Below are 24,883 nucleotides of genomic sequence, written 5' to 3'. Positions count from 1 at the left end.
TTTAGTATTATTCTACTGTGAACGTTAAGAAAGGTCAATTATTTTAGACCGTTTAAATCGATTTAAAAATAAATAAAGAATTAAAGAAATAATACTTAATATAAATGCGATATAAGCAACAGTTGGGACATTTTTTTCTATAAAATCATATACAGGATATTGCATAAAGACATAGTCAATTAAGTCGTTATGGAATACCCAAACCATCGTAACAATAAATGCGACTAAAGTTACTTTAAATCTTGGATAGAAAATAAATGCCTGTAATGCCATGATGCCATGAGACAGTATTAACATACAGCTCATCACTGAAATTTCGTGATTCACAAACATCAATATAATGTTCATTAATACAGCCCAGACACCATATTTAATCAAAGTGACAAATGCTAGACATTCAATGATTGGTAAGTTTTTCTTGAATAGCAAAGCGATGATAGCGATACATAGAAATAATGTGGCTGTTGGACTATCTGGTACGAAAGGAATGAAGTACCAAGGTGTAACAAATAATTGTGTTCCATACCAAATATAACCATATATTGTACCTAGAGCGTTACAAACTAATAAAAATATCAAAATAGCTTTATTATAAATGATTAAATTCCATAGCGACTTTATATTCATCATGTCCGTCCTTCATTGTTATTTATTAACGTTTCTCAATTTGAACGTATTGAGTATTTGTGAAAGTTGATAAAATAATGTTTTGTCGTGAAGTTGTAAACTTAAGTCAATATTTTCTTGTAAGTGCTGGATAATTGAAGACTCACTTTGCTGAGATAAAGGTATGCTATATATATCTTGGATATACAACATATAATTAGGCGAGTGAACTAACTGCGCGATTAATAAATCATCTAATTTAGTTTCTCTCTCTTGTGATTCAGGGAAGTGTATTTTAATATCAAAATTTATCCCCTGTTTTACAATGTGATGAAAAATTTCATCTGTATTAATAAGTACAGTATGATCCAGAGTTAGTTGAATTCCATGGGCATGTGACTCGGAAAAAGCAATTTCTAACGTATTGTGTTCGGGTACAAGTTCATCGACGAAGTGAATATGCTTAATCGTTTCTTCAGAGGACTTTATATAATTTAATACCCAAATACTTATTCGTGATTTAAAATGATAATGAAATAGCAAATATTCTATAAACGTTACTTTCATTTTGTTAATAGAATCAGTCATAATGCCCTCCTTACTCAACTATCATAATGAGAGTCGTTCAGATTCGTCGTGCCAAGTCGCATTATTTGGGTCCATTTCGAGTAATTTATTTAATATTTCTCTTGCTTTCTCAGTTTTACCAATTTCAATTAAATAGAAATAATAATCACCTAAAAATGCTGACTGTGTTTTCAATGTATCATATGCCAATTCAAAGAAATGTTGTGCTTCCTTGTCTCGTTCTTCTTGTCCTAAAGCATAAGCTAAATGCCACATATAAATTGGATCTAAATCTTCTTCATCAACATATTTTAACAGACCTATAATTGCTTCGTAATCTTCTTCTCGACGATATAATTCACTTAATATAAGTAGTGGTTCATGATATGCATGATCTACTTCTAACGCCTGGATTAATAAGTCGACGCCTTCGTTAGCGTCTCCATGCTCGATCGCAATGCGACCCGTTGAAACCATAAGTTCTTTATAGAATTGCGTGAGTCGTAAACCTTCTTTACCAATTTCTATTGCATCTGCATGATTATGTTCATCTTCGTATAGTTGTTGCAAATATAAATAAGCCTGGATAAAATCAGGATCTTTAGATAACAATTCTTGAACGAGTTTAATCGCTTCTTGAGTTAATTCATTTTTCTCATAAGCAATGGCTTTTTTCAAGTAATCCTCTGAGACCATTTCATCTTCACTGATCTCGTCGAACATTTTAATTGCATCAGTGTAGTTACCACTTTGGAGACTGCAATCAGCTACGCGTGAGAATAAGTTAACGCCATTGATTTCATATTCACCAGTATCTAATACAGTTTCATACTCATGAGTCGCTCTTAGATATTGGCCGTCATAATAGAGCAGTTCCGCAAGTGCGAAATGCGTAATTGGATCGTTAGGTTCTAAATCGATTACTTCCACTAATTTATCGATTGCGACTTCCATCATATTAAGTTGTTGATATAAATCTGCTTCTAACATGAGTCGTTCAGGTGAGATTTCGACTTCATTTAAATATTCTAATGCATCGTCAGTTTGATTTTCAGAAATAAGCCCTTCGATAAAATAAATCAATAGTTCCGGTTCGTCGGGATATTTATGATATAACGTTCGAAAGACTTCAAGACCTTGAGGCGTCAAACCATAATTGTATAAAGTTTCGCCAAGTATAAATAACGCATCGTCGTTTGTAGAACTTAATGCATCATTGACACGTGTATCTAAGTTATCTAACTTTTGCAAGTTGATATCATCAATAAGTTTGTAGATATCTTGCATGCTTTAGCCTCCATTTTGTAATTGTTGTAGTTTTTCTAAAAAGCCTGGGAATGAGACGTTAACTGCATCAAAGCGTTTAATCGTAATAGATTCATTCGTCAACAGGCTAGCGATAGTTAGCATCATACCAATACGATGGTCCGTCATACTATCGACCTCTGTTTCATTAACTAATGTAGAAGGTTCGATAATCATCCCATCGTCTGTAGGTTGTAATGCGAAACCTAACAAGTTTAACATATTTGCAGTGGTATCAATACGATTCGTTTCTTTAACTTTAAGTTCTTCTGCATTTTTTATGATACTCTTACCATTAGCTTGTGTACATAAAAGTGCAATACTAGGGATTTCATCAATGGCTCTAGGAACGAGACTACCATCTATTTGGATACCTTTCATATTTGGAGAATATGTAACATGTATCGAAGCGGTTGGTTCTGGATCATCAGTTAAATTCAGTAAGCGGATGTTACCACCCATTTGTTTAACGATATCAATAATACCTGAACGTGTTGGATTTACACCTACATTATGAATTGTAATATCGCTTCCTGGTGTAATTAACCCAGCTACGATAAAGTAAGTCGCAGATGAAATATCTCCTGGTACATGGAATTCAGATGGCTTGATATGTTGAATGCCATTTGCTGGCATTGAAATCGATTGTTCTTGTGTTTCAATAGGTATATTAAAATGTTGAAACATTGTCTCAGTATGATTACGTGTGATATCAATTTCATTAATTCGAGTTTCCTCTCGTGCAAATAAGCTTGCAAACAAAATAGCACTTTTAACTTGGGCGCTTGCGACTTCCATATCATATGTCACACCACGAATTATAGATGGTTTAATGATAAGTGGTGTATAATTATTGTCAATTCCAGAAATCTCTGCGTTCATTAATCGCAAAGGTTTCATAATTCTGTCCATAGGGCGTTTGCCTATTGATTCATCACCTGACAAAACAGTTTCTAAACCTAAGCCACATAATAACCCTGCCACTAAACGCGTAGTAGTTCCTGAATTACCTGTATATAAGACTTGGTGTGGTGTGTTGAAATGTTGATATCCTGGAGAGTTAATGACAATTTTCTCTTCTCCAACAGTGATATCGACCCCTAATTGTCTAAAGATTTCAACTGTGCGTAAACAGTCTTCACCTAATAACGGTTTATGGATGGTAGACACACCGTTAGCAAGTGAACCGAGAATAATTGCACGATGAGTCATGGATTTATCTCCAGGTACTTCTAATTCTCCTTTTAGAGGACCTTTAATTTGAATAACTTTATTATTTACCATTTCAAACACCTACTTTTTCAAATGTGATAATAACGATGTAAATGCAGAATATAATATTTCATAATCTACGTGTTTTACAACAGGTTGACCGATACTTTCTAATAACACCATCTGTATGCCATTTTGATCATTTTTCTTGTCTTTAAGCATCAATGTGTATAAATCTTCAAAGTCTAATTTCTTTATCAACGATAATGGATAACCTAATGATTCGAAGTATTTTATATAATGATTGATATCATTGTTATGATTAAATATTTTATTCGCTACAATAAATTGATAAATAATACCAATCATCACAGCATGACCATGTGGAATTTTTAAAGTATACTCCACTGCGTGACCAAATGTATGGCCCAAATTCAAATATTTACGTACATTTGCTTCCTTTTCGTCTTGTATAATAATATTTAATTTCGTTTCAATGCCTTTAAATAGATAGTAATCTATACCTTTTAGTGAAGATAAACTATTTTGATCAGGAAAATGTGATTCTATTTCATCAAGGGCTTGTTGATTTGTTAACAGTGCATGTTTATATACTTCGGCATAACCACTAATCACTTCAGAATACGGCAATGTTGATAAAAAATCTAAATCATATATTACAGCTTTAGGTCGGTAAAATGCACCAATTAAATTTTTACCGTGCTTAGAGTTAATACCAACCTTCCCACCTACGCTTGAATCGTGCGCAAGAATTGTAGTTGGTACTTGTATAAAATCTACACCTCGTAATAGCGTTGCAGCGAGGAATCCTGTAAAGTCACCAGTAGCACCACCGCCTATTGCTATTAAACAAGTTTTACGTGTGAGTTGATAACTTAATAATTGTTCAATTGTTGATTCATAGAAAGCCATCGTTTTTGTCGCTTCACCTGATGGGATAATAATTTGATGTGCTTCGTATTCTGCCGATAAAAATTTAATAGAAGGCTCCCATTGTTGATATACGGTTTCATCAATGATAAGGACAATATCTTTATAGCTATCTATATATTTGTGTAATTGCTCTAAAGCATGGTGTTCTACAATGATTGGATAATTATTAGATTGATAAGTTGTTTCTAATTTCATAAACTCACCTTACAGTCATGTCTATTTTGTTTATTTAAAATTCGATATTCAATTGACGTTGTTGTTCAACTTGGGCGCTAAGCTGTTCCATGTGGTTAGATTGAAATTCTTCTAATACAGCTCTTGCGATTTCAAATGCTACTACGTTTTCGGCTACAACACTTGCTGCAGGAACTGCACAACTATCTGAACGCTCAATAGAAGCTTTAAATGATTCTTTCGAATTGATGTCCACAGAGTTTAATGGTTTATATAAAGTTGGGATAGGTTTCATTACGCCATTGACGATAATTGGCATACCATTGGACATACCACCTTCAAAGCCACCTAAATTGTTTGAGCCTCTGTAATAACCTGTTGTTGCATCATATAAAATTTCATCTTGAATTTCGCTACCTGGTTTACTCGCAGCCGTGAATCCAGCGCCAAAACTTACACCTTTAAAGGCGTTGATACTCACAACACCTTGAGCTATTCTACCGTCTAACTTTCTATCATATTGTACATAACTTCCAATGCCGACTGGTAAACCTTCTACAATTGTTTGAACAACACCACCAACTGAATCGCCAGCCTTCTTCGCTTCATTGATTTTATCACGCATTTGTTGAGCGATGTCCTCATTAATCACACGTACATCATTTGTATCGACATTCGCTTTGATTGTTTCGAGGTCATATTCGTTTTCATCTTTCACGCCACCAATTTCTATTACTCTACTATATGAATGAATATCCAGTTGTTTTAATAAAATCTTAGAAACAGCACCAACTGCTACACGTGCAGCGGTTTCTCTTGCAGATGAACGTTCAAGTACATTTCTTAAATCTCTGTGGTTATATTTCATCCCACCGACTAAATCTGCATGTCCCGGGCGTGGTTTTGTAATCACGCGTTTCATATTTTCTTGTTCTTCTTCTGATATCGGAGCAGCACCCATGATTTTTCTCCAATGTGTGAAATCATCATTCGTAACTACTAACGTGATTGGACTACCTAATGTATAGCCATTGCGCACACCTGATACAATGTCGATTGCATCTTTTTCAATTTGCATACGACGACCACGGCCATAGCCACCTTGTCTTTTAAACATTTCTTCGTTGATCTCTTCTGCTGTAATAGCTAAATTTGCGGGTACGCCTTCTATAATAACTGTTAACTGAGGTCCATGTGATTCTCCAGAAGTTAAATATCTCATTGTTTACCACTCCGTTCTTTAGTGCTTTAAATTAGTATATATAATGTAACTTATCATTTTCATAAAATCAAATTAATAGTGATATATGAATATAATTGTTTATTTTGAATGATTAGAATAATAAGTGATTATATTGTAACATCTCATATTTCATTTGTTACAGTTAGTCGTTTTGTTAAATTATCCAAATAAAAAATGATGATTCTTATTGCGCAAACAATAAAAATCATCATTTAAAAACTCTTTATTTTATTAATTAAATATTAACAGGTGTTTGTTAAAGTTATAAGATTATTCGTATAACCAGTTTTCGCTGTTACCTTCATAATCAGCTAATTCATCTTCTTTGAACCAAAGATTGATTTCTTTTTTAGCAGATTCAACAGAATCAGAACCGTGGATAATATTACGGCCAACTGTAAGACCTAGGTCTCCTCTAATTGTACCTGGTGCAGCTTCAGCTGGGTTTGTTGTACCAATAATATGACGAGAAATGCTAACTGCATCTTCTGCTTCGACTACCATTGCAAATACAGGTGCTGAAGTGATGAAGTCAATTAAGCTATTATAGAATGGTTTGTCTTTATGCTCACCATAATGTTCTTCAGCTAATGACTTTGGTACTGACATTAATTTACCAGCAACTAATTTAAGTCCTTTACGTTCAACACGTGAAATAATTTCCCCTACTAAATTTCTTTGTACTGCATCTGGTTTAATCATTAGAAATGTACGTTCCATCTTGATTGTATCCCCCTATTGTTATGTATATAAGCTTGAATAAACAAATATTTTATTATGTGTAACTGACATGAATAACTGTCAGAACAACTATCATAATAACAGTATTGTAAAGCGCTTTCAATAGTTTTGGTAAAGTTAGGTCTTTCTTTTAGACATTTTTTTAATTATCTTTTTAAAGAGTGGTTTTGCCTCATCATTTTCCAACTGATTAATAAGTTTTAGAGCCTTATCTAAATATTTATCACTTACTTGTTGTGATTGTTGAATGACATCTGAATTTCTTATCGTTTCGATGCAGTAATCAAAAGATTCTTTACTACTTGATGCATTGAGCTGTTGGATTTCCTTCTTAAATCTTTCATTAACTTTCATTTCTAAAAGTACAGGTAATGTGAAGTGACCATTCATTAAATCACTGCCAGATGGTTTGCCTAATTGTTTATCTGTACTTGTAAAATCTAAAATATCATCTACGATTTGGAAACTCATTCCAATATAATGCCCTATCATTTTAAGTTGATGTACAGTTCGTTTATCTGCACCTGCAGCAATTGCACCTACTTCTGTAGACAATTGAATTAATAGCGCTGTTTTTCTATTGATTCTTCTCAAATAATTTATAATCGATTGTTCGCTATTAAACTGGTCTTGAAATTGAAATAATTCCCCTTTACACACATCAACAATCGCACTAGAAATAACTTCATGTACACGGTTATCTTCTATATTGGAAATATATTCTAATCCTAATGCTAACAGGAAATTCCCTGTAAGAATTGCTGTCGGTTGATCCCATTTTTTAGAAATCGTGAGTCTACCACGACGGCGATCACTACGATCAATTACATCATCATGCACAAGGGTCGCCATATGTATGAGTTCTAGAGAAACTGCAACGCGATAGACGTCTTCATTTTTATGATCACCAAATTGACTACTCAAAATTGCGAATGCGGGACGTACACGTTTTCCACCTGATGATAGTAAATGAAATGAAGCTTCTTCTAGCACAGGGTCCTCACTTTTAATGGCTTGGGCTATTTGTTTTTCAACTTTCTTTATCTCAGAATTCAAATTTAACTTTGACACGCTAATCACCTTTGGTTGTTTCATAATTATTTATAGCCAAGGTGCATTGCTGAAACGCCACCTGTGAAGCTACGAACTTTAATATGACTAAATCCTGCTTGGGCAAATAGTCTTCTCAGTTTTTCCTTATCAGGGAAATCAAAAGTAGATTGTTGTAGCCATTCATATTCATCTTTTGATTTTGCAAAAACTTTACCAAAAATAGGCATTATAAATTTAAAATAAACTTTATACATTTGCGCAAATACAGGTGCAGTTGGTTGACTCGTTTCTAAACATACAACCATTCCCCCAGGTTTAAGTACACGATTTAGTTCTTTTAACGTGGCCAAGTAATCGGGAACATTTCTTAAACCAAACCCTATTGTAACGTAATCAAATGAGTTATCTTCGAATGGTAAATTCATTGCATCTCCAAGGACGAGTTGAATATTATCCATATCTTTGGTTTTAGATTTACCTACTTCGAGCATGTTTTCACTAAAGTCCAAACCGATAACCTCACCATTGGGTCCCACAGCTTTTCCTAATGCAATGGACCAATCGGCAGTGCCACAACACACATCTAAAGCTTTGCTTCCTTGTTTCACTTTCATTTCAGACATCACTTGTTTACGCCAAATCTTATGCTGTTCAAAGCTAATTATGTTATTGAGACGATCATATTTACCTGAAATATTTTGAAATACATTGTGTACTTGTTCTTTTTTTGCATTATTATCTTTCATAATTTTAACCTCATTTATCATCTATTTCTGTTTTTATATTTGATATAAACAGTTGCATATCTTCATTAGAATATTTATTTAAATATGCGGGTCTTTTTTGTTGGATATGCTCAAGTAAAAGACGGTTTAATGCTTGTTTATTAAAGTTTGGAGCATATCTTTTTAAAGTAATGAAAGGAAATGTATTTTCTGCTAAAAGTATTTTATGACCCATTTGTGCTTTGGGTATTTCATCATTATGTATGGATGATTTTATTTCATTTATTTTAACTATAGCAGTTGAAATTTCTTTTTGGAAAATTGGGTCATTTAATTGAGCTAATATCGTGTAAAAATGTGCACTCAACAAATCACCGATTAAAATTGATTGCTTTGAAGTTAGCGTTGATTCAACTGCGTCTAAATGACGCATGGCAGTATCTATTGTGAGGCAAGCAAGTTTTGCTTCTTTAGGTATATCGAATGAATCAAGCATTTCACCTAATACAGGGTTAATGTATATTGATTCAAAATGATTCACTCCATGAAGTCTATTTGATATTTGTTTTTCTAGTAAATTTACAGTTGTTTCCATGTTCACACCTCACGTCATAATCCAATTATATCTTAACATTATATAAAGAAAAATAAAATCAACGGTTATTAATGAAATTTTATTTTGCTCGGCTGGAACTTTGCTTATTATTTGGAAAGTTTAATTATGTGTTCGTATTTTAAGTTTAACGGGTTGATTTCCGTTAGTTTTATTATTATGTATAATACGATATAGAAATATATTTATGATATGTTATGTTTTAATTTAATATGAGATAAAAAGAAAAAGCCCCTTTTAAAAGGGCTTTACGTAAAGAATTATTTTACTGCGTCTTTTAAAGCTTTACCAGCTTTGAATGCTGGAACTTTGCTAGCAGGGATGTCAATTTCTTTACCTGTTTGAGGATTACGACCTTTACGAGCAGCACGTTCACGTACCTCGAAATTACCGAATCCAATTAATTGTACTTTTTCACCTTTAGAAAGTGATTTTTGAATTGATTCGAATACTGCGTCAACAGCTGAACCAGCTTCTTTTTTAGTTAAGTCTGCTTGATCAGCAACAGCATTGATTAAATCTGTTTTGTTCATTATGAATTCACCTCCCCTAGGGTTTATAATGATATCGCAATATCATTATGCTATGACTTTAACACAACGAGAACTTGAACTGCAACGATTTATGTGTAAAAGACCTTGAAATAATAGGGTGTTAGACCTTAATTTGTAATAAATTAATTAAAAAGTGTAAAAGTCGCAAACTTATTCCGACTTTTTGCCACGCCCCATTAGATCTTTAACACTTTCTTCAACGGGTCTATTTTCAAATAAAACACTGTATAATGCTTCAGTAATTGGCATTTCCACACCTTGTGATTGTGCTAAATGATAAACTGAGTTCGTAGTATTTATACCTTCAACGACCATATTCATTTCCTCTAAAGCCTGATCTAATGACTTTCCTTCACCTAATTTATATCCCAACGTATAATTACGAGAATGAGTAGAAGTACATGTGACGATTAAGTCACCGATTCCTCCTAAACCTTGGAATGTAAGAGGATTTGCGCCGAGTTTTTCTCCTAAACGACTAATTTCAGCTAAACCTCTAGTCATGAGTGCCGCCTTAGCATTATCTCCATAACCAAGACCAGAAAGTACTCCGCTTGCGACGGCTATGATATTTTTTAAAGCGCCGCCTAACTCAACACCGATTAAATCATCATTTGTATAAATACGTAAATAATCATTCATAAATAAATCTTGAGTGAGTAAGCTTACTTCTGAAGATTTAGAAGATGCTGCAATTGTTGTTGGTTGCTTGACAACAACTTCTTCTGCATGACTTGGTCCAGATAATACGCCAATACCTGCATTATGTGACGGATCTAATGTGTCTTCAATCATTTCTGAAACACGTTTATAAGTATCATTTTCAATACCTTTGGCAACGTGGATAAAAGTCTTTTTAGTAGTTAGTTTACTGTCGATTTCTGAAACTACAGATCGAATCGCTTTAGTTGGTAATGCGATTAAAAAGACATCTGCATAATTAATTGCAGTTTCTATATCTCCTGTTGCTTTAAGTTGTTTATTTAGCTCGATATTTTTTAAATATTTGCTATTTTTATGGCTATCATTTAATTCGTTAATTGTCTGTTCATTTTTTCCCCACATCAAAACTTGGTGACTATTATCTGCAAGTACATGGGCTAAAGCTGTACCAAAGCTACCAGTTCCAAAAACAGTAATTTTTGTCATAGTATCTCCTCCACTCGTTAGTTTCTTCTTCTCGGTATAATATGGACAGGGGTGCCTTCAAAACCGAACGCAGATCTAATTTGATTCTCGAGGTATCTCTTATAAGAAAAATGCATTAATTCTACGTCATTTACAAACACTACAAAGGTTGGTGGTTCAATTGCAACTTGTGTAGAATAGAACACATTTAGTCTGCGACCTTTATCTGTCGGTGTCGGATTCATAGAAATCGCATCAGTGATGACTTCATTCAATGTCGAACTTTGAACACGCTTTTTATGATTTTCGCTCGCTTCATTAATATATGGGAATAACGTTTTAAGTCTTTGGTTTTCTTTGGCAGAAATAAAGGCCACTTCCGCATAATCTAGAAACTGAAACTCTTTGCGTACTTCGTCTTTGAATTCTTTCATGGTATTTGTTTCTTTATCTACAGTATCCCATTTATTTACAACAATCACAATTGCTTTACCTTCTTCATGTGCATAACCAGCTACTTTTTTATCTTGTTCGATAATACCCTCTTCTGCATCGATAACGACGAGTACTACATTTGATCGTTCTATTGCTTTTAATGCACGCAATACTGAATATTTTTCAGTATTTTCATATACTTTACCTTTCTTTCTCATCCCTGCTGTGTCGATGAGTACATAATCTTGTCCATCATAATGATATTCTGTATCGATAGCGTCTCTTGTTGTACCAGCAACGTTTGAAACAATAACTCGTTTCTCTCCCAAAATTGCATTTACGAGACTTGATTTACCTACATTAGGTCTTCCGATAATAGAAAGACGAATAGTGTCTTCATCGTAGGGATCAGGTGTATCTTCTTTAAAGTGTTTCACCACTTCATCTAATAAATCACCTAAACCTAAACCATGTGATCCTGAAATTGGATATGGATCCCCAAATCCTAATGAGTAAAAGTCATAAATGTCATTGCGTGCTTCTGGATTGTCTACTTTATTTACTGCAAGTACGACTGGCTTCTTGGATTTATATAACATTTGGGCAATTAATTCATCGCCTTGGGTTAAGCCGTCCCTTACGTTCACCATAAAAATTATTGCATCTGCTTCGTCAATTGCAATCTCAGCTTGGGCTTTTATTTGAGTTTGAAATGGAGCATCACCAATTTCAATTCCACCAGTATCAATGATGTTAAAATCGTGTGTTAACCAATCCCCTGAAGAATAAATACGATCACGTGTTACACCTGGTGTATCTTCTACTATAGAAACACGTTCGCCTACGACTCTATTAAAAATTGTAGATTTACCTACGTTTGGTCTACCTACGATTGCTACTACAGGTTTAGTCATAACTAACTTCCTCTCTTTTTTAATCTATATAATTCTATCATACGGGAAATAAATTCAAAAGAATAATTGAATTTTATTGTTTTAAAAATAAGCGATAGAGTGCCAAATAATAAAGTTTAAGTGTTTGAGACATGTATTTCTATAAAATTCTAATAGGTAAAAAAGAAACCTTGTCCTATTCATTAGAATAAGACAAGGTTATATAAATGTTTGAACGTTAATATTAAAATTTAAAATCTTTTAATTTATCACCAAATACATCGCCTAATGTAGGGTTGTCTTCATCATCAGCTGCATTGTCGATGTAAGAGTTTGTTGATTCTTCATCACTTGGACCTTGGTTGTTGCTGTCATCGTCTTTAGGTTCTGTAGCTTTAATAGATAATGAAATACGTTCATTTTCAATATCTACACCTAGAACTTTAACTCTAACCTCTTGTCCAGGTTCTAATGCTTCGCTTGGCGTCGCAATATGTTTATGACTAATTTCAGAAATATGAACTAGTCCTTGAACACCAGGTTTAATTTCTACGAAAGCACCAAAATCAGCTAATCTTACGACTTTACCTTCAATTGTGTCGCCTTCGCTAATTTCACCTTCAATAGATTCAAATGGACTAGGTAAAGTTTCTTTAATAGATAATGAGATGCGTTCAGAATCTTTATCTATAGATTTAACTTTAACTTTCACATCTTCACCGATATTAACGACATCTTCCGGAGATTTAACATGCTCATGAGATAACTCAGATACATGTACAAGGCCGTCTACGCCACCAATATCAATGAAAGCACCAAAGTTTGTTAATCTAGCTACTTTACCATCGATTACGTCGCCTTCTTTAAGAGAATCTAGTAATGATTCTTTTTTAGCAGCATTTTCAATTGCTTCAACTGCTTTACGGCTTAAAATAACGCGATTATTTGCTGGGTCTAGCTCTTCTACTTTCAACTTAAGTGTTTCTCCCTCAAAACCAGAGAAATCTTCTATAAAGTCAGTTGAAATTAATGAAGCTGGTACGAAACCTCTTTGACCAACATCTACAACTAAACCGCCTTTCACAATTTCAGTTACTTTTGCTTCGATTGTCTCATCATTGTCTAGCTTTTCTTGTAAAAATTCATATGATTTTTCAGTTTCAAGTTGACGTTTAGAGAGGATATAATTCCCAGTTTCATTCTCTTCGTCATACTCTACTTTTGTAACATAAGCACCGACTTCATCGCCTACCTTAACAGCATCACTTGGGTTATCAATATGATGCGTTGATAGTTGGCTTATAGGGATGATTCCATTGAATTTGCTACCGTTGATATGTACAATTACTTGTTTCTCTTCAAGTTCAATTACTTCGCCAGTAACTTTGTCCCCTTCTTTAATGTCATGAATCATTGACTCGTTAAATTCTTCAGTCATCTTGTCTGCCTCCTTATTACACTACATAATTATAACATCTAATAATCTGATACAATTGTCAAGAAATTATCCTTTGATTGAATAAGCTTGTTTATCAATGTAAATTTAGTGTTAAATCACAGTTGATTCTTTAGCTAAAATTAAATTTTTTTACTTTAATTTTACAAACATATTATTCATGCAACATAACTATATGTTTTAAAATATGCATTTTTTATTTACCCTTTTTGTTACTATTCTAACGTTTTTATACAAAACTAAAAAAGATTTTATAGATGTGCATTCGACTTACGCGTCATGTAATAATTTTAAATATTTTTCACCATCGTTAAAATTTCATCCGTAACTGTTTCTATACTTTTTCCAGTAGTATCTAAAGTAACTGCATCATCAGCTTTAGTTAAAGGAGAAATTTCACGATTCATATCATAATGATCACGTTCTGCGATTTCTTCTTTTAATTGTTCTAAGTTCGAATCAATACCCCTCAATTCGTTGTCTTTTTGACGACGTTGGGCACGTTCTTTAACAGAGGCAATCATATAAACCTTCAGCTCAGCATTTGGTAACACAACTGTTCCAATATCTCTACCGTCCATAACGATGCCTTTATTATCAGCCAGTTCTTTTTGCTTTTTAACAGCAAAAGTTCGTACGGGTTCTTTTGAAGCAACGTATGAAACGTTTTGTGTTACATCATTTTCTCTCAAATAATCAGTTACATCTGTATTATCAAGTATTATACGTTGGCCTTTCTCGTTATCATAGGTCAAATACAGTTCAGTAGAATTTATAAGTGCTTCAAAGTCATCTGTTTTATTTTGTTTTAAATATTTATATGTAATCGCACGATACATCGCACCTGTATCTACATAAATCATAGATAATTGCTCTGCTACTCTTTTTGCGATTGTACTCTTCCCTGCTGCTGCAGGACCATCGAGCGCGATATTGATTAGCTTCATTACAATAAACCTTCCTTGTTGTTTGATGAATAATATTTTATCATAAAATAGTATTACATTAATAGGAGGAATGCCTACATGAAAAAACTTCTCGTTATACATACTGGTGGTACGATTAGTATGTCTCAGAATGAAACAAACCAAGTTACGACTAATGATGATAATCCAATTTCACAACATCAAGATATTATTCAACAATATGCTGAAATTACCGAATTAACACCATTTAATGTTCCATCTCCACATATGAATACAGAATATGTCGTAAAACTCAAAGAAATTATCGAACAAGCAGTTTCAGAAGATATATATGATGGTTTTGTCATTACACATGGTACTGATACTTTAGAAGAAACAGCGTATTTACTTGATTTAACATTAGATATTTCAAAACCTGTCGTAATTACAGGTGCGATGCGTTCTTCAAATGAAATTGGCTCTGATGGTCTATATAATTATATTTCAGCTATAAATGTAGCAACCTCTGATCAAGCTCTAAACATGGGTGTAATGGTTGTCTTTAACGATGAGATTCACACCGCACGTAATGTAACGAAGACACATACTTCGAATATTAATACATTTCAAAGTCCAAACCATGGCCCACTTGGTGTTCTAACGAAAAATAGAGTTCAATTTCACCACCGACCATTTTCTAATCAAATACTTAAACATATTGATGTTAACTTAAATATCCCTCTTGTAAAGGCATATATGGGCATGGATAGTGACATATTAAACTTTTATAGTAATAATCATGTTGATGGAATTATAATAGAGGCATTAGGACAAGGTAATTTACCACCGACATGTTTAGAAGGTTTAAACAATTGTATTAAAAATGACATTCCTCTAGTACTTGTTTCACGATCATTTAATGGTATCGTTGGTCCTATTTATGATTATGAAGGTGGCGGTGCTGAGTTATTTAAAAAAGGCGTTATTTTTTCTAACGGATTGAATGGTCCTAAAGCACGTCTGAAATTACTCGTAGGATTGAGCAATCACCTAGATAAAGAAGCATTAACGAAATACTTTGATTATTAAATTAAAAAGTTAGATAAATAAAAAGAGTGAGTCACTATTTGTGACTCACTCTTTTTATTCTATGATTCTAATGGTGTTTGTTTCTTTGTAAGAATACTTTGTGTAATAATTCCACCGTGATATTTACCATTTTCTATGAAAATAGTATTTGCGTCATTACCTGCAGCAATAACTCCTGCAATATAACAATTTTCTACATTTGTCTCGTAAGTTTCTCTATTATAAACGGGAGCTGTTCCATATTCGTTCGTATTGATTTCGATACCTATAGATTCTAAGAATTCATAGTCTGGATGATATCCAATCATAGCAAATACATAATCATTAGGTATTTCTATCGTTTGGCCTTCATGTTCATATACTACAGAGCTTTCAGTTATTTTTATTACATTTGCATTGAATGCCATATCTATTTTTTCATGTCTAACTAAAGAATCAAAGTTAGGCAAGATCCAAGGTTTTACTGCTTTTGAATAAACAGAGCCACGATAAAGTACAGTGACGTTGGCACCAGCTTTTTCTAATTCTAATGCTGCATCGACTGCTGAATTTTTACCACCAATAATCACTACGTCTTGGTTGAAGTATGGATGTGCTTCTTTGAAGTAATGTTTTACTTTAGGTAATTCTGCACCTTCGACTTCTAGTTCGTTATGATGTCCATAATAACCTGTCGCTACCGTTAAAAATCGACACTGGTAAACATCTTTAGTCGTTGTAAGTGTAAAACGGTTATTGATCTTTTTCACAGTGAGGACTTCTTCAAAAGCATTAATATTCAGTTGATGATGTTTAACGACTTCACGGTAATACACAAGCGCTTGATTTCTACGCGGTTTACTATCTTCTACAATAAAAGGAATATCTCCTATGCTTAGTTTATCACTCGATGAAAAGAACGTTTGATGGGTTGGATAGTTATAAATCGCATCAACTACGTTCCCTTTTTCGATTACTAGCGTTTCAATTCCCTTTTTCTTTTGTTCTATTGCGGCACTTAATCCACATGGGCCGCCGCCGATTATGATACTTTCTACTGTTTGCATTTATTACTGTCCTCCTTTAACCACCTATATATTATATCAAGAGTTAGTTGAAAACTAAATAATTGAAGGTTTAGTTTTTTGGACAATTTTTAATCAATCGATAATATTTTATTAAATATGCATGCCTTTCTCATAAAATGATTATTTAAATCAATAGAAGTCTGTTGATAAAAATAAACAAACCTTACGCAAATATATGCGCAAGGTTTGTTATTAATAAATTGTTTGTCCTATAACACTATTATTGTGGAATAACTAAACGTTGACCATCATGGATAGTGTTTGAACTTAAGTTATTAGCTTTTTTAATTTTTGCAACATTTTCAGGTGTACCTGCACCATAATATTTAATAGCTACTCTGTATAAGTTCTTATCATGTACTGTTACTGTACGTTGACCACTGTTGCTTGATGATTGGCCAGAACCATTTGATGAAGAACCTTGTGATTGATTTGAGCTATTTGATGATGAGCTTTGACCTGAATTACTTGATGAACTACCTTGTGATTGACTTGAATTGCTTTGACCTTGTTGATCACTTGACTGGCTAGTTCCTTGTTGTTTATCTGAAGCACCACTGCTATTAGAATTACCTTGACTACCTGCAGAACCAGCTGCACCATTTGTAGCTTGGTCATTACTGTTTGAGTCGTTACTAGATTGACTAGAATCACTGCTATTGCTTGAATCTTCAGATGATTTATCTTCTTTAGTATCGTTGCTTGCTTTATCTTTGTCTGCATCCTTGTCAGCTTTATCTTTGTCAGCGTCGTCATTGTTTTTCTTATCTTTGTTTGCTTTATCTTTATTAGCATCATCAGTTACTTTTTTATCATCTTCTTTATGTTCGTCATGTTTACCACCATTTAAGAACATACCACCGATAATAGCTAATATAGCTAATAATAATATTGCTGCAATGATAGGTAATAATTTACCTAATAAGCCACCTTTTTTCGTATCGCGATGGTTATATTCATAATCATCGTCTCTTACATTGTTTTTACGTGTTGAAGCTGCACTACCTGCTGCTGCACCTTTCTTCTTAGATGTATCACGGCTTTCATTTTTTCGATCGCGATCTGCATGGTCACGATCATGTTCTTTATGGTCATGATCTTTCTTTTTCTTAGTTGCATAAGCACCAGCTCCAGCCGCGCCTGCTGCACCAGCTGCTGCAGCGCCTTTCTTCTTAGAGCCTTTGTCCTCATCATGGTGACGATCATCTAAATCACGATCCTGAAGATGTTGGTCATCTTCTGTATTATGTCGATGACGTTCGTCTTCTGAAAATTGACGACGATCTTCATCATTATTGAATCTATCTGATGATGAATCGTTGTCATGATGTCTTTCTCCACGAACGTCTTGATTGTTGTTACGTTCATTTGGTTCATTTTGATTTGTCGCTACATCACGTCTACGTTGACGTCTTCTTTGTGCGTTTCTTGGAGGAAACTGTTCTTTACTATGACGAGAAACTTCCTCTTTTTCGTTATCGACAGCATTATTAACACCATCATGTGTCTCTTGGTCTTTGTCTAGATGTTCTTTTGGATCAATGGATTGACGATTTTTTTCGAAATCATCTTTATAATTATCTTTAGACAAATTCATCATCCTTTCTTTATTCAATTTATTTAATTATATACTGTTTTACCCAAAAAAGCGGTAAATATGTACATTTTATAAATTTGAATATTATTTCTTACTATAACCATATGCGTATTATAGCCTGTGTGAAAAAGTTAAGTAAAGTAATAGTAAGTTATTTGAATAAATTTTTTAACTTTTCTTGATATTCTATCTTTCTTTTAACTTTTTTGCGATTGAAATAGTTAAACGGTTGAATATTACTATCATTATCACAACAAGGGTCAGGTTTATTTAGTAAGGTTTCTCCAAAGAACTCCATCATGTACGCACGACGGCATTGATCTAACGATTTATACCCCAACATTCTAATAAAGCCATGATACTTGCGTTGGTAGGTTTTTTCGAAAATGGATTTCAGTTGAGAAAATGAGTAATATGACGATAATAAATTTAATATTTCTTGTTTATAAGGATCTACAAACCCACCTAATTCAAAATCATTTACATCCTCAGCAGTGATTATATCTGTAAATAATAACGTTTCTAATAAATATTGATCATCAGGTTGGTACATGCTAATAGCCTGACTTGGATTGCCATCACGTCCTGCTCGCCCTATTTCTTGTATATAATTAGAGGGGCTAGAAGGTAAATGATAGTGTATAACAGTTCGAATATCCTTTTTATTGATACCCATGCCAAATGCACTTGTTGCAACAATAATTGGGATTTCATTGTTTATAAATTGATGTTGTACTGTTTGTCGCTCTTGATAAGAAAGATCTGAATGATAAATACCAGTTAAAAACCCATAATGATAAATTTGTTTGGCCAATGATAAACAGACCTTTTTGGATGATACATATATTATCGTAGGACCAGAAGTTTCTAATGTTGGTAATAACCATGCATTTTTTTCATCATCATCACTGAAATTTTTATGTGAAAAACGAATGTTATCTCGATTCATCTGCGTCTTAATAACTTTAAATTCTTTTTGTAACATTTGAAATAAATCTTGAGTTAAATACGGTGGTGCTGTAGCCGTTAAAGCGAGTATTGTCGCAGAAGGAAAGAGTTTTATGATACTACCGATTAATGCATAATGCGGTCTGAAATCATAACCCCATTCAGATAAACAATGTGCTTCATCAAGTACAATCATACCGAGATTTAAACTTTTAATTAAATTAAAATTATGTGGTTGTAATAAAAATTCTGGGCTAAGAAAAATAAACCTACTAGAAGTAAGGGCCTGAATGTTTAATCGCTTTTCCTCTTCATCTAAACCTGAATGAATACACGCCACATTTTTCTCACCTTGTATCTTCAACTGCATGACTTGATCATCCATTAAAGAAATTAATGGGGAAATAATAAGTGTGGGCTTTTGTTTTATATAAGTGGTTAACTGATAACATAAGCTTTTCCCACTACCCGTTGGTAAGATTCCTAATGTGTTCTGCCCATCGATTACACTTTGTATGACTTCTTGTTGTCCTGGTTTAAATGAAGTAAAACCAAACCATTTATCTAGTTCTTGATGTAACATATATTTCACCTGCCGAATAAAAATCATGAGATAAAGAAATCAAATATCGAAAAATCCTCTTTCGATACCTACAATTGCCATTTTAATTTCAAAATAACTTAACTCAGGGGTTAATGTTTTGTATATTTTTAATTTTTCACTCTTATTTTTAATATAATATTGAGAAAATGTGTCAAACTTATTTGTGTCTAAATAATTATCGTAATTGGTTAAATAACCTTTAATAAAAAGTTCTAATACGTGGTCTTCAATGGTATTTATTTTTACATTTTGTTCTTGCGCGAGTTGATCCATATGTTTACCTTCTAATATACCTTTATAGGATAGCCTCGTTTTATTTAATAACTTCGGTAAGACAATTAATTGATGCAATATAGGGTATTTCTCGCTATCTTCTATTTCATAAAGCATCTGCACTAAATCCATCATTTCATATTCAAATAACTCTATTTGAGAAACACCTTCAATAAGGCTTACTTGTTGTCGCGTATACATACTTTCTTCAAAGCCTTGTAAGTAGTAATGTAGATAAGTAAATCCGTTTTTATCCTTAATAGAATAAAATAAGTTCTCAATTTCTTGCTGGCATGCAACAATATTTTCTGAAGTTTTCAGTTTTTGGTAAACCGCTTTGACTTTACTATGTATTGAACGTTGTTGAGTAATCGGCGTGAACTGATAGACATCATGTTGCGTATTAGATATTGTTTGGATTAATAATTGCATGGCTTTAAAGGTATTATTCATGCTGTCATATGTATAACGAGGATGTGTCATTATCGTAGAAGTTGATTGTGGTGGTTGTTTGATACATCGTTCAAATGACGGATATTTTAACTGTGGTAGGCTATGATATAATGATAATAAGCTTTGACTACAAGCATCAAAGAAAGTTTGATGAGATTTTTTACCAATGAGTATATTATAGATACTCTTTGTTGATTTATAATGATGTGCATGATGATATGCATGGTGGATAATGTGATTCATTCATATTCCCTCATTTTGTAAATCAATAACATTTGAAAAAATATATTTCAGTGATTACAATAGTAATTGTTATTATTGTAGCATTTTTATCTAAAGGAGGCGAAGTAATTGGCTAAATATACAATTGTAGATATGGATACATGTATTGCATGTGGCGCATGCGGTGCAGCTGCTCCTGATATATATGACTATGATGATGAAGGTATTGCATATGTTATATTAGACGACAACCAAGGTACTGCTGAAGTACCAGAAGAATTATACGAAGACATGGAAGATGCTTTAGAAGGTTGTCCGACTGATTCAATCAAAATCGAAGAAGAACCATTCGATGGCGATGCATTAAAATTTGAATAAATTTATTTCGATAAAATGATGAATTGTCATTGCGTGGAGTTATTTATCTAACCGATACAAATTCATCTTAAGATATAGAACATTCAATTCAATATAAATATGTAACATTATGTAGTAGTCATAAACCTACTGATAATGATGTAATAAACCCTCAGATATTTTTTATCTGAGGGTTTTATTATATTCAAAATCAATTTGAATAGTTTATATTAAAAATTATCTAGGGAGTAAGTTTTTCAATCGACGATAAAGTAGCATAAATAAGATTGAAACTACAATTCCTTTAATAATATTAAAAGGAATAATACCGGAAACGATAATGATTTTTAAATTTTCTACCACGTTCGTTAAATTCATTATCGTGCCATACAATGGCAATAGTACAAAGTAATTGAGGATACTTAATACGATTGTCATGACTATCGTAGCTATACTTAATCCAATTATTAGAGATGTATTATTGTTTTTATTTTTAGTAAAATAATATGCTGTCAATAAGAAACTTGTAGCTGCTAAGAAGTTAGCTAAAGGTCCTACTGGATCTGACATATTAACGAAAAAGTTCAATAAGTTTTTAATAAATTCTACTGTAATTCCGGCAAATGGGCCCATTGTAAATGTAGCCAATAATGCTGGAACATCACTCACATCTAAAGTGAGATATGGTGGTAAAAAAGGAATTGGTACTTTGATAAACATGAGTAAGAAACTAATAGCACTCAACATGCTTATCGTAATCAATCTTTTGGTTTGTTGTTGCAATTTCAATGTTCTCCTTCCATTCATCTTACTTAAGAATAGGAGGATTGGTGTAACAACACAAAACCTCCATCTTCTCCCATCCAGACTATACTGTCGGCTCTAGAGTTTCACTAGATCAGCCACATTTTTTCAAATGCAGGTCGCAGGCTTTATTTACTGCCGGTTGGGATTTGCACCCTACCCCGAAGATGAAATCGTTAAATTTAGTAAAAATATCTTACCTTAAATTTTGATTTAATACAATCAAATTGTTTATGAGTTTAAGGTTATTCGCATTTTTAAATTCTATAGAAAAATATAAATTTAAAAATTACTAACTAGATGTTAGATGAACGTGATGAATGCTTAATGAGTTAACTCATGTTTTGGTGGCTTAGGTAATTTAATAATAAATGTTGTACCTTCCCCAAGCTCACTTTGAACATCTATTGTGCCTTCATGTTCATCAATAATCATACGACAAATAAATAAACCTAAACCAGTTCCTTGCTTACCTCTCTTTCTAGAGGCATCTACTTTGTAGAAGCGATCAAAAACTTGTTGTAAATGTTCTGGCGCAATACCTGTACCAGTATCAGAAATATATAAAATATCTACCGTTTTAGATGCTTCAACTTCAATTGAAAGTGTGTCATTTGGTTCGGTATATCTCGTTGCATTATCAATTAAGTTCGTCAATACTTGTTCAATTCGATCTGCATCATAATACCAAGTTTGATTATGCGTATTTGGATTTAAATGCATCGTCAACTTTAAATCGCTTGCTTGTTGTTCATATTTTCGTTGCATTTTATCTAATAATGGTTGGATTGGTTGTGCCACTTTTTCAACAGTTAAACCTTCAGCATCCATACGCGCAACATTCAATAATTCGTTTACTAGTCTATTTAGGCGTTTCGTTTCGTCCAATACAATAGTTAAAGAATCATGAATTTCATCGGGTTCGGTTACAACCCCATCAACAATTGATTCAGTATAACCTTGTAACAATGAAATTGGCGTTCTTAACTCATGTGAAACGTTAGCGATAAAGTCTTTTTTCATTTGATTGATATTATGCTCATTCGTCATATCACGAATAATAGCTACGATACCACTTCGACCGTCTGGTTGAATTTGCGCAATGTAACTAGTGATAATGACAAAGTAACGTGTATTGATTTCGTATTCTTCAAATTGTGTATGTTTACTTTCGAATGTTTTTTTACGTTGCTTATATAATTTATCTTTCGCATATTCATCTAACAATTGTAGCGTGTCTTGTGCTACTTTGTTTGATAGTATAATTTCGTCACTTTCATTGAAGCCTACAACGCCTTCAACCATTGAATTAATAATACTTTCTCGAATATTTTTTGAAGATGATAATGCGTCGATGTGTTGTTGGATTTCTGTACTCATCGTATTAAATGTGCGTGCGAGTTCACCAATTTCATCACGAGAATTAACTGGTACGACTTGTGTGTAATCACCTTTCGAAACTTTCATTGCTTGAGATTTTAAACTACGTAAAGGTTTGGTGATTCGCGAAGTTAAGAAGAAAGCAAATACTGTAGTAATTGCTAAGAAAATTACAGCAATCGCTAATATGATAACCGTAATTAAATTACTCGTATCTTCTGTTGTTTTTAAATCTTGGTAGATAAAAACGCCACCGTTTTCTTTTTTGTGTGAGCTAAGGTTTTTTGTGGGGTAACCAATCAGTACATAACTTCTTTTTTTACCATTTATATCTAAAGTGACATGATTGGATATTTTTTGTTGTTTATCAAATACGAACTCATATTGTTTATTTTTTTTAATTTCTTCCAACATCTTTTTCTTGGTAGAATTATCGTGAGGTGTTTTCATATCTTTATCGTTCATGATAATAAGACCGACAGGCCCTTCGATAAGCTTACGGCTATGAGAAATTGCTGTTTCTTTATCTTTTGAATGCTCTAATAAGTGACTAATTCTTTTCGCATCTTTCGTCAAAGTATCTTCAGTTTCTTGCGTATAATAAGATTGAATGAAAGTTATAAGCGCGGCACTGAGTAAAATTAAAACTGTCGTTACTATAAGAATTATAGTTAACCACAGTTTAATTACTACATTATTCAAGCGATTCATCATCTGATTTAACCTCAAATTTATAACCGACGCCCCAAACGGTCTGTATCATTGAAGCAGCGTCTTCTGACACGCGATTTAATTTTTCTCTTAATCTTTTAACATGAGTATCTACAGTACGCAAGTCTCCGTAGAACTCATAGTACCAAACTTCTTTCAATAATTGTTCTCGATCAAATACTTTGTTTGGTGTCTTAGCTAAATAAATGAGTAGTTCGTATTCTTTAGGTGTTAAATTGACTTGCTTTTCATCAGCTAAAACGCGATGCGCATCATTATCAATCGTCAAGTGTTCAAATTCAATTAAATCTCTTGCGTGTGGTTCACTTTGTTCAGTATGCCCCACTTGTGTACGACGTAAAAGTGCTTTAACACGTAGCACTACTTCACGAGGTGAAAATGGCTTAACGATATAATCATCTGCCCCTGATTCAAATCCTTCAACACGATTCGTTTCTTCACCTTTAGCAGTTAGCATAATTATTGGAGTGTCTTTATGCTCTCTGAGTTTGGAAGCAACCATGATACCATCCATTTCTGGTAACATAAGGTCTAATAAAATGCATGCGTAATCATTTTCCATCGCTTTTTTATAAGCTTCGTTTCCGTCTCTTGCTTCGTCTATTTCAAAAGATTCTCGTTCTAAATATAATTTCATTAATCTGCGGATTCGATCTTCATCATCGACGATTAATATTAAATTTGACATAACTTATGCCCTCCCACAGTGCTAACTTTCTATTTCTACTTAATTATATCATAGGTTATTTCAAAAAAGTGGTTTCTATAGAAAGTTTGTGAATTTTTTCTCAAT

General features: G+C 33.2%; 24 protein-coding genes and 1 riboswitch. Of the genes, 2 read left to right on the top strand and 22 right to left on the bottom strand.

From position 1 onward, the window contains the following. Positions 1-24 precede the first annotated feature (24 nt). From NGI30_RS05280 to cmk, 15 genes are all read right to left on the bottom strand, one after another. On the bottom strand, positions 25-627 hold the full coding sequence (locus tag NGI30_RS05280) for a DUF1405 domain-containing protein (protein WP_251520976.1): 603 nt from the start codon (positions 625-627) through the stop codon (positions 25-27). An 18-nt stretch (positions 628-645) separates the two neighbouring features. Next, positions 646-1,194, bottom strand: coding sequence for a YpiB family protein (locus NGI30_RS05275; RefSeq protein WP_251942936.1), 549 nt, complete (start codon positions 1,192-1,194; stop codon positions 646-648). A gap of 21 nt (positions 1,195-1,215) precedes the next feature. Then, a complete protein-coding gene (locus NGI30_RS05270; RefSeq protein WP_251520865.1) occupies positions 1,216-2,460 on the bottom strand; it encodes a tetratricopeptide repeat protein in 1,245 nt (414 codons plus the stop codon). Positions 2,461-2,463: 3 nt separating this feature from the next. Further along, positions 2,464-3,762, bottom strand: coding sequence for a 3-phosphoshikimate 1-carboxyvinyltransferase (aroA, locus tag NGI30_RS05265; RefSeq protein WP_251520847.1), 1,299 nt, complete (start codon positions 3,760-3,762; stop codon positions 2,464-2,466). Between the two features lie 9 nt (positions 3,763-3,771). Beyond that, a complete protein-coding gene (gene aroB, locus NGI30_RS05260) occupies positions 3,772-4,839 on the bottom strand; it encodes a 3-dehydroquinate synthase (protein WP_251520845.1) in 1,068 nt (355 codons plus the stop codon). 34 nt (positions 4,840-4,873) lie between these two features. Further along, positions 4,874-6,040 (bottom strand): chorismate synthase, encoded by a 1,167-nt coding sequence (aroC, locus tag NGI30_RS05255; RefSeq protein ID WP_251520842.1) that lies wholly within the window; start codon positions 6,038-6,040, stop codon positions 4,874-4,876. A gap of 291 nt (positions 6,041-6,331) precedes the next feature. Beyond that, on the bottom strand, positions 6,332-6,781 hold the full coding sequence (gene ndk, locus NGI30_RS05250) for a nucleoside-diphosphate kinase (RefSeq protein ID WP_251520839.1): 450 nt from the start codon (positions 6,779-6,781) through the stop codon (positions 6,332-6,334). 138 nt (positions 6,782-6,919) lie between these two features. Next, the gene (locus NGI30_RS05245) at positions 6,920-7,873 is read right to left on the bottom strand and encodes a polyprenyl synthetase family protein (RefSeq protein WP_251520836.1); all 954 of its coding nucleotides are present in this window, start codon (positions 7,871-7,873) and stop codon (positions 6,920-6,922) included. A gap of 26 nt (positions 7,874-7,899) precedes the next feature. Further along, entirely contained in the window at positions 7,900-8,601 is a 702-nt protein-coding gene (locus NGI30_RS05240) for a demethylmenaquinone methyltransferase (protein ID WP_251520832.1), read from the bottom strand. Between the two features lie 10 nt (positions 8,602-8,611). Then, positions 8,612-9,175: a heptaprenyl pyrophosphate synthase subunit A gene (locus NGI30_RS05235; protein ID WP_251520829.1), complete on the bottom strand. Its 564-nt coding sequence runs from the start codon at positions 9,173-9,175 to the stop codon at positions 8,612-8,614. Between the two features lie 278 nt (positions 9,176-9,453). Then, positions 9,454-9,726 (bottom strand): non-specific DNA-binding protein Hbs, encoded by a 273-nt coding sequence (hbs, locus tag NGI30_RS05230; protein ID WP_251520812.1) that lies wholly within the window; start codon positions 9,724-9,726, stop codon positions 9,454-9,456. A 171-nt stretch (positions 9,727-9,897) separates the two neighbouring features. Beyond that, positions 9,898-10,896, bottom strand: coding sequence for an NAD(P)H-dependent glycerol-3-phosphate dehydrogenase (locus NGI30_RS05225; RefSeq protein ID WP_251942935.1), 999 nt, complete (start codon positions 10,894-10,896; stop codon positions 9,898-9,900). Between the two features lie 17 nt (positions 10,897-10,913). Continuing rightward, positions 10,914-12,224 (bottom strand): ribosome biogenesis GTPase Der, encoded by a 1,311-nt coding sequence (gene der / locus NGI30_RS05220; protein ID WP_251520807.1) that lies wholly within the window; start codon positions 12,222-12,224, stop codon positions 10,914-10,916. Between the two features lie 223 nt (positions 12,225-12,447). Beyond that, the gene (gene rpsA, locus NGI30_RS05215) at positions 12,448-13,641 is read right to left on the bottom strand and encodes a 30S ribosomal protein S1 (protein ID WP_251520804.1); all 1,194 of its coding nucleotides are present in this window, start codon (positions 13,639-13,641) and stop codon (positions 12,448-12,450) included. 308 nt (positions 13,642-13,949) lie between these two features. Continuing rightward, on the bottom strand, positions 13,950-14,606 hold the full coding sequence (gene cmk / locus NGI30_RS05210) for a (d)CMP kinase (protein ID WP_251942934.1): 657 nt from the start codon (positions 14,604-14,606) through the stop codon (positions 13,950-13,952). Between the two features lie 78 nt (positions 14,607-14,684). Between cmk and NGI30_RS05205 the strand changes: the two genes are divergently transcribed. Continuing rightward, a complete protein-coding gene (locus NGI30_RS05205; protein ID WP_251520798.1) occupies positions 14,685-15,653 on the top strand; it encodes an asparaginase in 969 nt (322 codons plus the stop codon). Between the two features lie 59 nt (positions 15,654-15,712). Here NGI30_RS05205 and ypdA read toward each other — a convergent pair whose 3' ends face one another. The 4 genes from ypdA to NGI30_RS05185 form a co-directional block, all read right to left on the bottom strand. Further along, a complete protein-coding gene (gene ypdA / locus NGI30_RS05200; protein ID WP_251520795.1) occupies positions 15,713-16,699 on the bottom strand; it encodes a bacillithiol disulfide reductase YpdA in 987 nt (328 codons plus the stop codon). A gap of 241 nt (positions 16,700-16,940) precedes the next feature. After that, entirely contained in the window at positions 16,941-18,317 is a 1,377-nt protein-coding gene (locus NGI30_RS05195) for a LysM peptidoglycan-binding domain-containing protein (RefSeq protein ID WP_251942933.1), read from the bottom strand. Positions 18,318-18,468: 151 nt separating this feature from the next. Next, on the bottom strand, positions 18,469-19,848 hold the full coding sequence (locus tag NGI30_RS05190; protein WP_251520789.1) for a RecQ family ATP-dependent DNA helicase: 1,380 nt from the start codon (positions 19,846-19,848) through the stop codon (positions 18,469-18,471). 39 nt (positions 19,849-19,887) lie between these two features. Continuing rightward, a complete protein-coding gene (locus NGI30_RS05185) occupies positions 19,888-20,838 on the bottom strand; it encodes a helix-turn-helix domain-containing protein (RefSeq protein ID WP_251520786.1) in 951 nt (316 codons plus the stop codon). Positions 20,839-20,946: 108 nt separating this feature from the next. On the opposite strand from NGI30_RS05185, the gene NGI30_RS05180 reads away from it, so the two are divergent. Beyond that, entirely contained in the window at positions 20,947-21,195 is a 249-nt protein-coding gene (locus tag NGI30_RS05180) for a ferredoxin (protein WP_017637952.1), read from the top strand. Between the two features lie 216 nt (positions 21,196-21,411). Here NGI30_RS05180 and NGI30_RS05175 read toward each other — a convergent pair whose 3' ends face one another. From NGI30_RS05175 to NGI30_RS05165, 3 genes are all read right to left on the bottom strand, one after another. Continuing rightward, the gene (locus NGI30_RS05175) at positions 21,412-21,981 is read right to left on the bottom strand and encodes an ECF transporter S component (RefSeq protein ID WP_251520782.1); all 570 of its coding nucleotides are present in this window, start codon (positions 21,979-21,981) and stop codon (positions 21,412-21,414) included. A gap of 40 nt (positions 21,982-22,021) precedes the next feature. Then, a riboswitch (FMN riboswitch) is annotated at positions 22,022-22,151 on the bottom strand. Positions 22,152-22,302: 151 nt separating this feature from the next. Then, positions 22,303-24,069, bottom strand: coding sequence for an ATP-binding protein (locus NGI30_RS05170; protein WP_286009875.1), 1,767 nt, complete (start codon positions 24,067-24,069; stop codon positions 22,303-22,305). Continuing rightward, positions 24,053-24,778, bottom strand: a complete 726-nt coding sequence (locus NGI30_RS05165; RefSeq protein WP_251942930.1) for a response regulator transcription factor — start codon at positions 24,776-24,778, stop codon at positions 24,053-24,055. The genes NGI30_RS05170 and NGI30_RS05165 overlap by 17 nt, the downstream gene beginning before the upstream one ends. Positions 24,779-24,883: the final 105 nt, after the last annotated feature.

This window comes from Staphylococcus sp. Marseille-Q5304 (assembly GCF_943737015.1).
Classification (GTDB): Bacteria; Bacillota; Bacilli; order Staphylococcales; family Staphylococcaceae; genus Staphylococcus; species Staphylococcus hsinchuensis.
Note: the sequence above shows the minus strand (reverse complement) of the source record. Positions and strands in the feature narration are given on the sequence as shown.

What these genes read in the sequence shown, in the direction of transcription:
- NGI30_RS05235 (WP_251520829.1), bottom strand. Translation starts at nt 9,175, where the DNA reads ATGGAAACAACTGTAAATTTACTAGAAAAACAAATATCAAATAGACTT.
- ndk (WP_251520839.1), bottom strand. Translation starts at nt 6,781, where the DNA reads ATGGAACGTACATTTCTAATGATTAAACCAGATGCAGTACAAAGAAAT.
- rpsA (WP_251520804.1), bottom strand. Translation starts at nt 13,641, where the DNA reads ATGACTGAAGAATTTAACGAGTCAATGATTCATGACATTAAAGAAGGG.
- NGI30_RS05280 (WP_251520976.1), bottom strand. Translation starts at nt 627, where the DNA reads ATGAATATAAAGTCGCTATGGAATTTAATCATTTATAATAAAGCTATT.
- NGI30_RS05185 (WP_251520786.1), bottom strand. Translation starts at nt 20,838, where the DNA reads ATGAATCACATTATCCACCATGCATATCATCATGCACATCATTATAAA.
- NGI30_RS05195 (WP_251942933.1), bottom strand. Translation starts at nt 18,317, where the DNA reads ATGAATTTGTCTAAAGATAATTATAAAGATGATTTCGAAAAAAATCGT.
- NGI30_RS05225 (WP_251942935.1), bottom strand. Translation starts at nt 10,896, where the DNA reads ATGACAAAAATTACTGTTTTTGGAACTGGTAGCTTTGGTACAGCTTTA.
- NGI30_RS05270 (WP_251520865.1), bottom strand. Translation starts at nt 2,460, where the DNA reads ATGCAAGATATCTACAAACTTATTGATGATATCAACTTGCAAAAGTTA.
- ypdA (WP_251520795.1), bottom strand. Translation starts at nt 16,699, where the DNA reads ATGCAAACAGTAGAAAGTATCATAATCGGCGGCGGCCCATGTGGATTA.
- NGI30_RS05170 (WP_286009875.1), bottom strand. Translation starts at nt 24,069, where the DNA reads ATGAATCGCTTGAATAATGTAGTAATTAAACTGTGGTTAACTATAATT.
- NGI30_RS05165 (WP_251942930.1), bottom strand. Translation starts at nt 24,778, where the DNA reads ATGTCAAATTTAATATTAATCGTCGATGATGAAGATCGAATCCGCAGA.
- aroB (WP_251520845.1), bottom strand. Translation starts at nt 4,839, where the DNA reads ATGAAATTAGAAACAACTTATCAATCTAATAATTATCCAATCATTGTA.
- NGI30_RS05240 (WP_251520832.1), bottom strand. Translation starts at nt 8,601, where the DNA reads ATGAAAGATAATAATGCAAAAAAAGAACAAGTACACAATGTATTTCAA.
- aroC (WP_251520842.1), bottom strand. Translation starts at nt 6,040, where the DNA reads ATGAGATATTTAACTTCTGGAGAATCACATGGACCTCAGTTAACAGTT.
- aroA (WP_251520847.1), bottom strand. Translation starts at nt 3,762, where the DNA reads ATGGTAAATAATAAAGTTATTCAAATTAAAGGTCCTCTAAAAGGAGAA.
- NGI30_RS05190 (WP_251520789.1), bottom strand. Translation starts at nt 19,848, where the DNA reads ATGTTACATCAAGAACTAGATAAATGGTTTGGTTTTACTTCATTTAAA.
- NGI30_RS05275 (WP_251942936.1), bottom strand. Translation starts at nt 1,194, where the DNA reads ATGACTGATTCTATTAACAAAATGAAAGTAACGTTTATAGAATATTTG.
- hbs (WP_251520812.1), bottom strand. Translation starts at nt 9,726, where the DNA reads ATGAACAAAACAGATTTAATCAATGCTGTTGCTGATCAAGCAGACTTA.
- NGI30_RS05175 (WP_251520782.1), bottom strand. Translation starts at nt 21,981, where the DNA reads ATGAATGGAAGGAGAACATTGAAATTGCAACAACAAACCAAAAGATTG.
- der (WP_251520807.1), bottom strand. Translation starts at nt 12,224, where the DNA reads ATGACTAAACCTGTAGTAGCAATCGTAGGTAGACCAAACGTAGGTAAA.
- cmk (WP_251942934.1), bottom strand. Translation starts at nt 14,606, where the DNA reads ATGAAGCTAATCAATATCGCGCTCGATGGTCCTGCAGCAGCAGGGAAG.
- NGI30_RS05205 (WP_251520798.1), top strand. Translation starts at nt 14,685, where the DNA reads ATGAAAAAACTTCTCGTTATACATACTGGTGGTACGATTAGTATGTCT.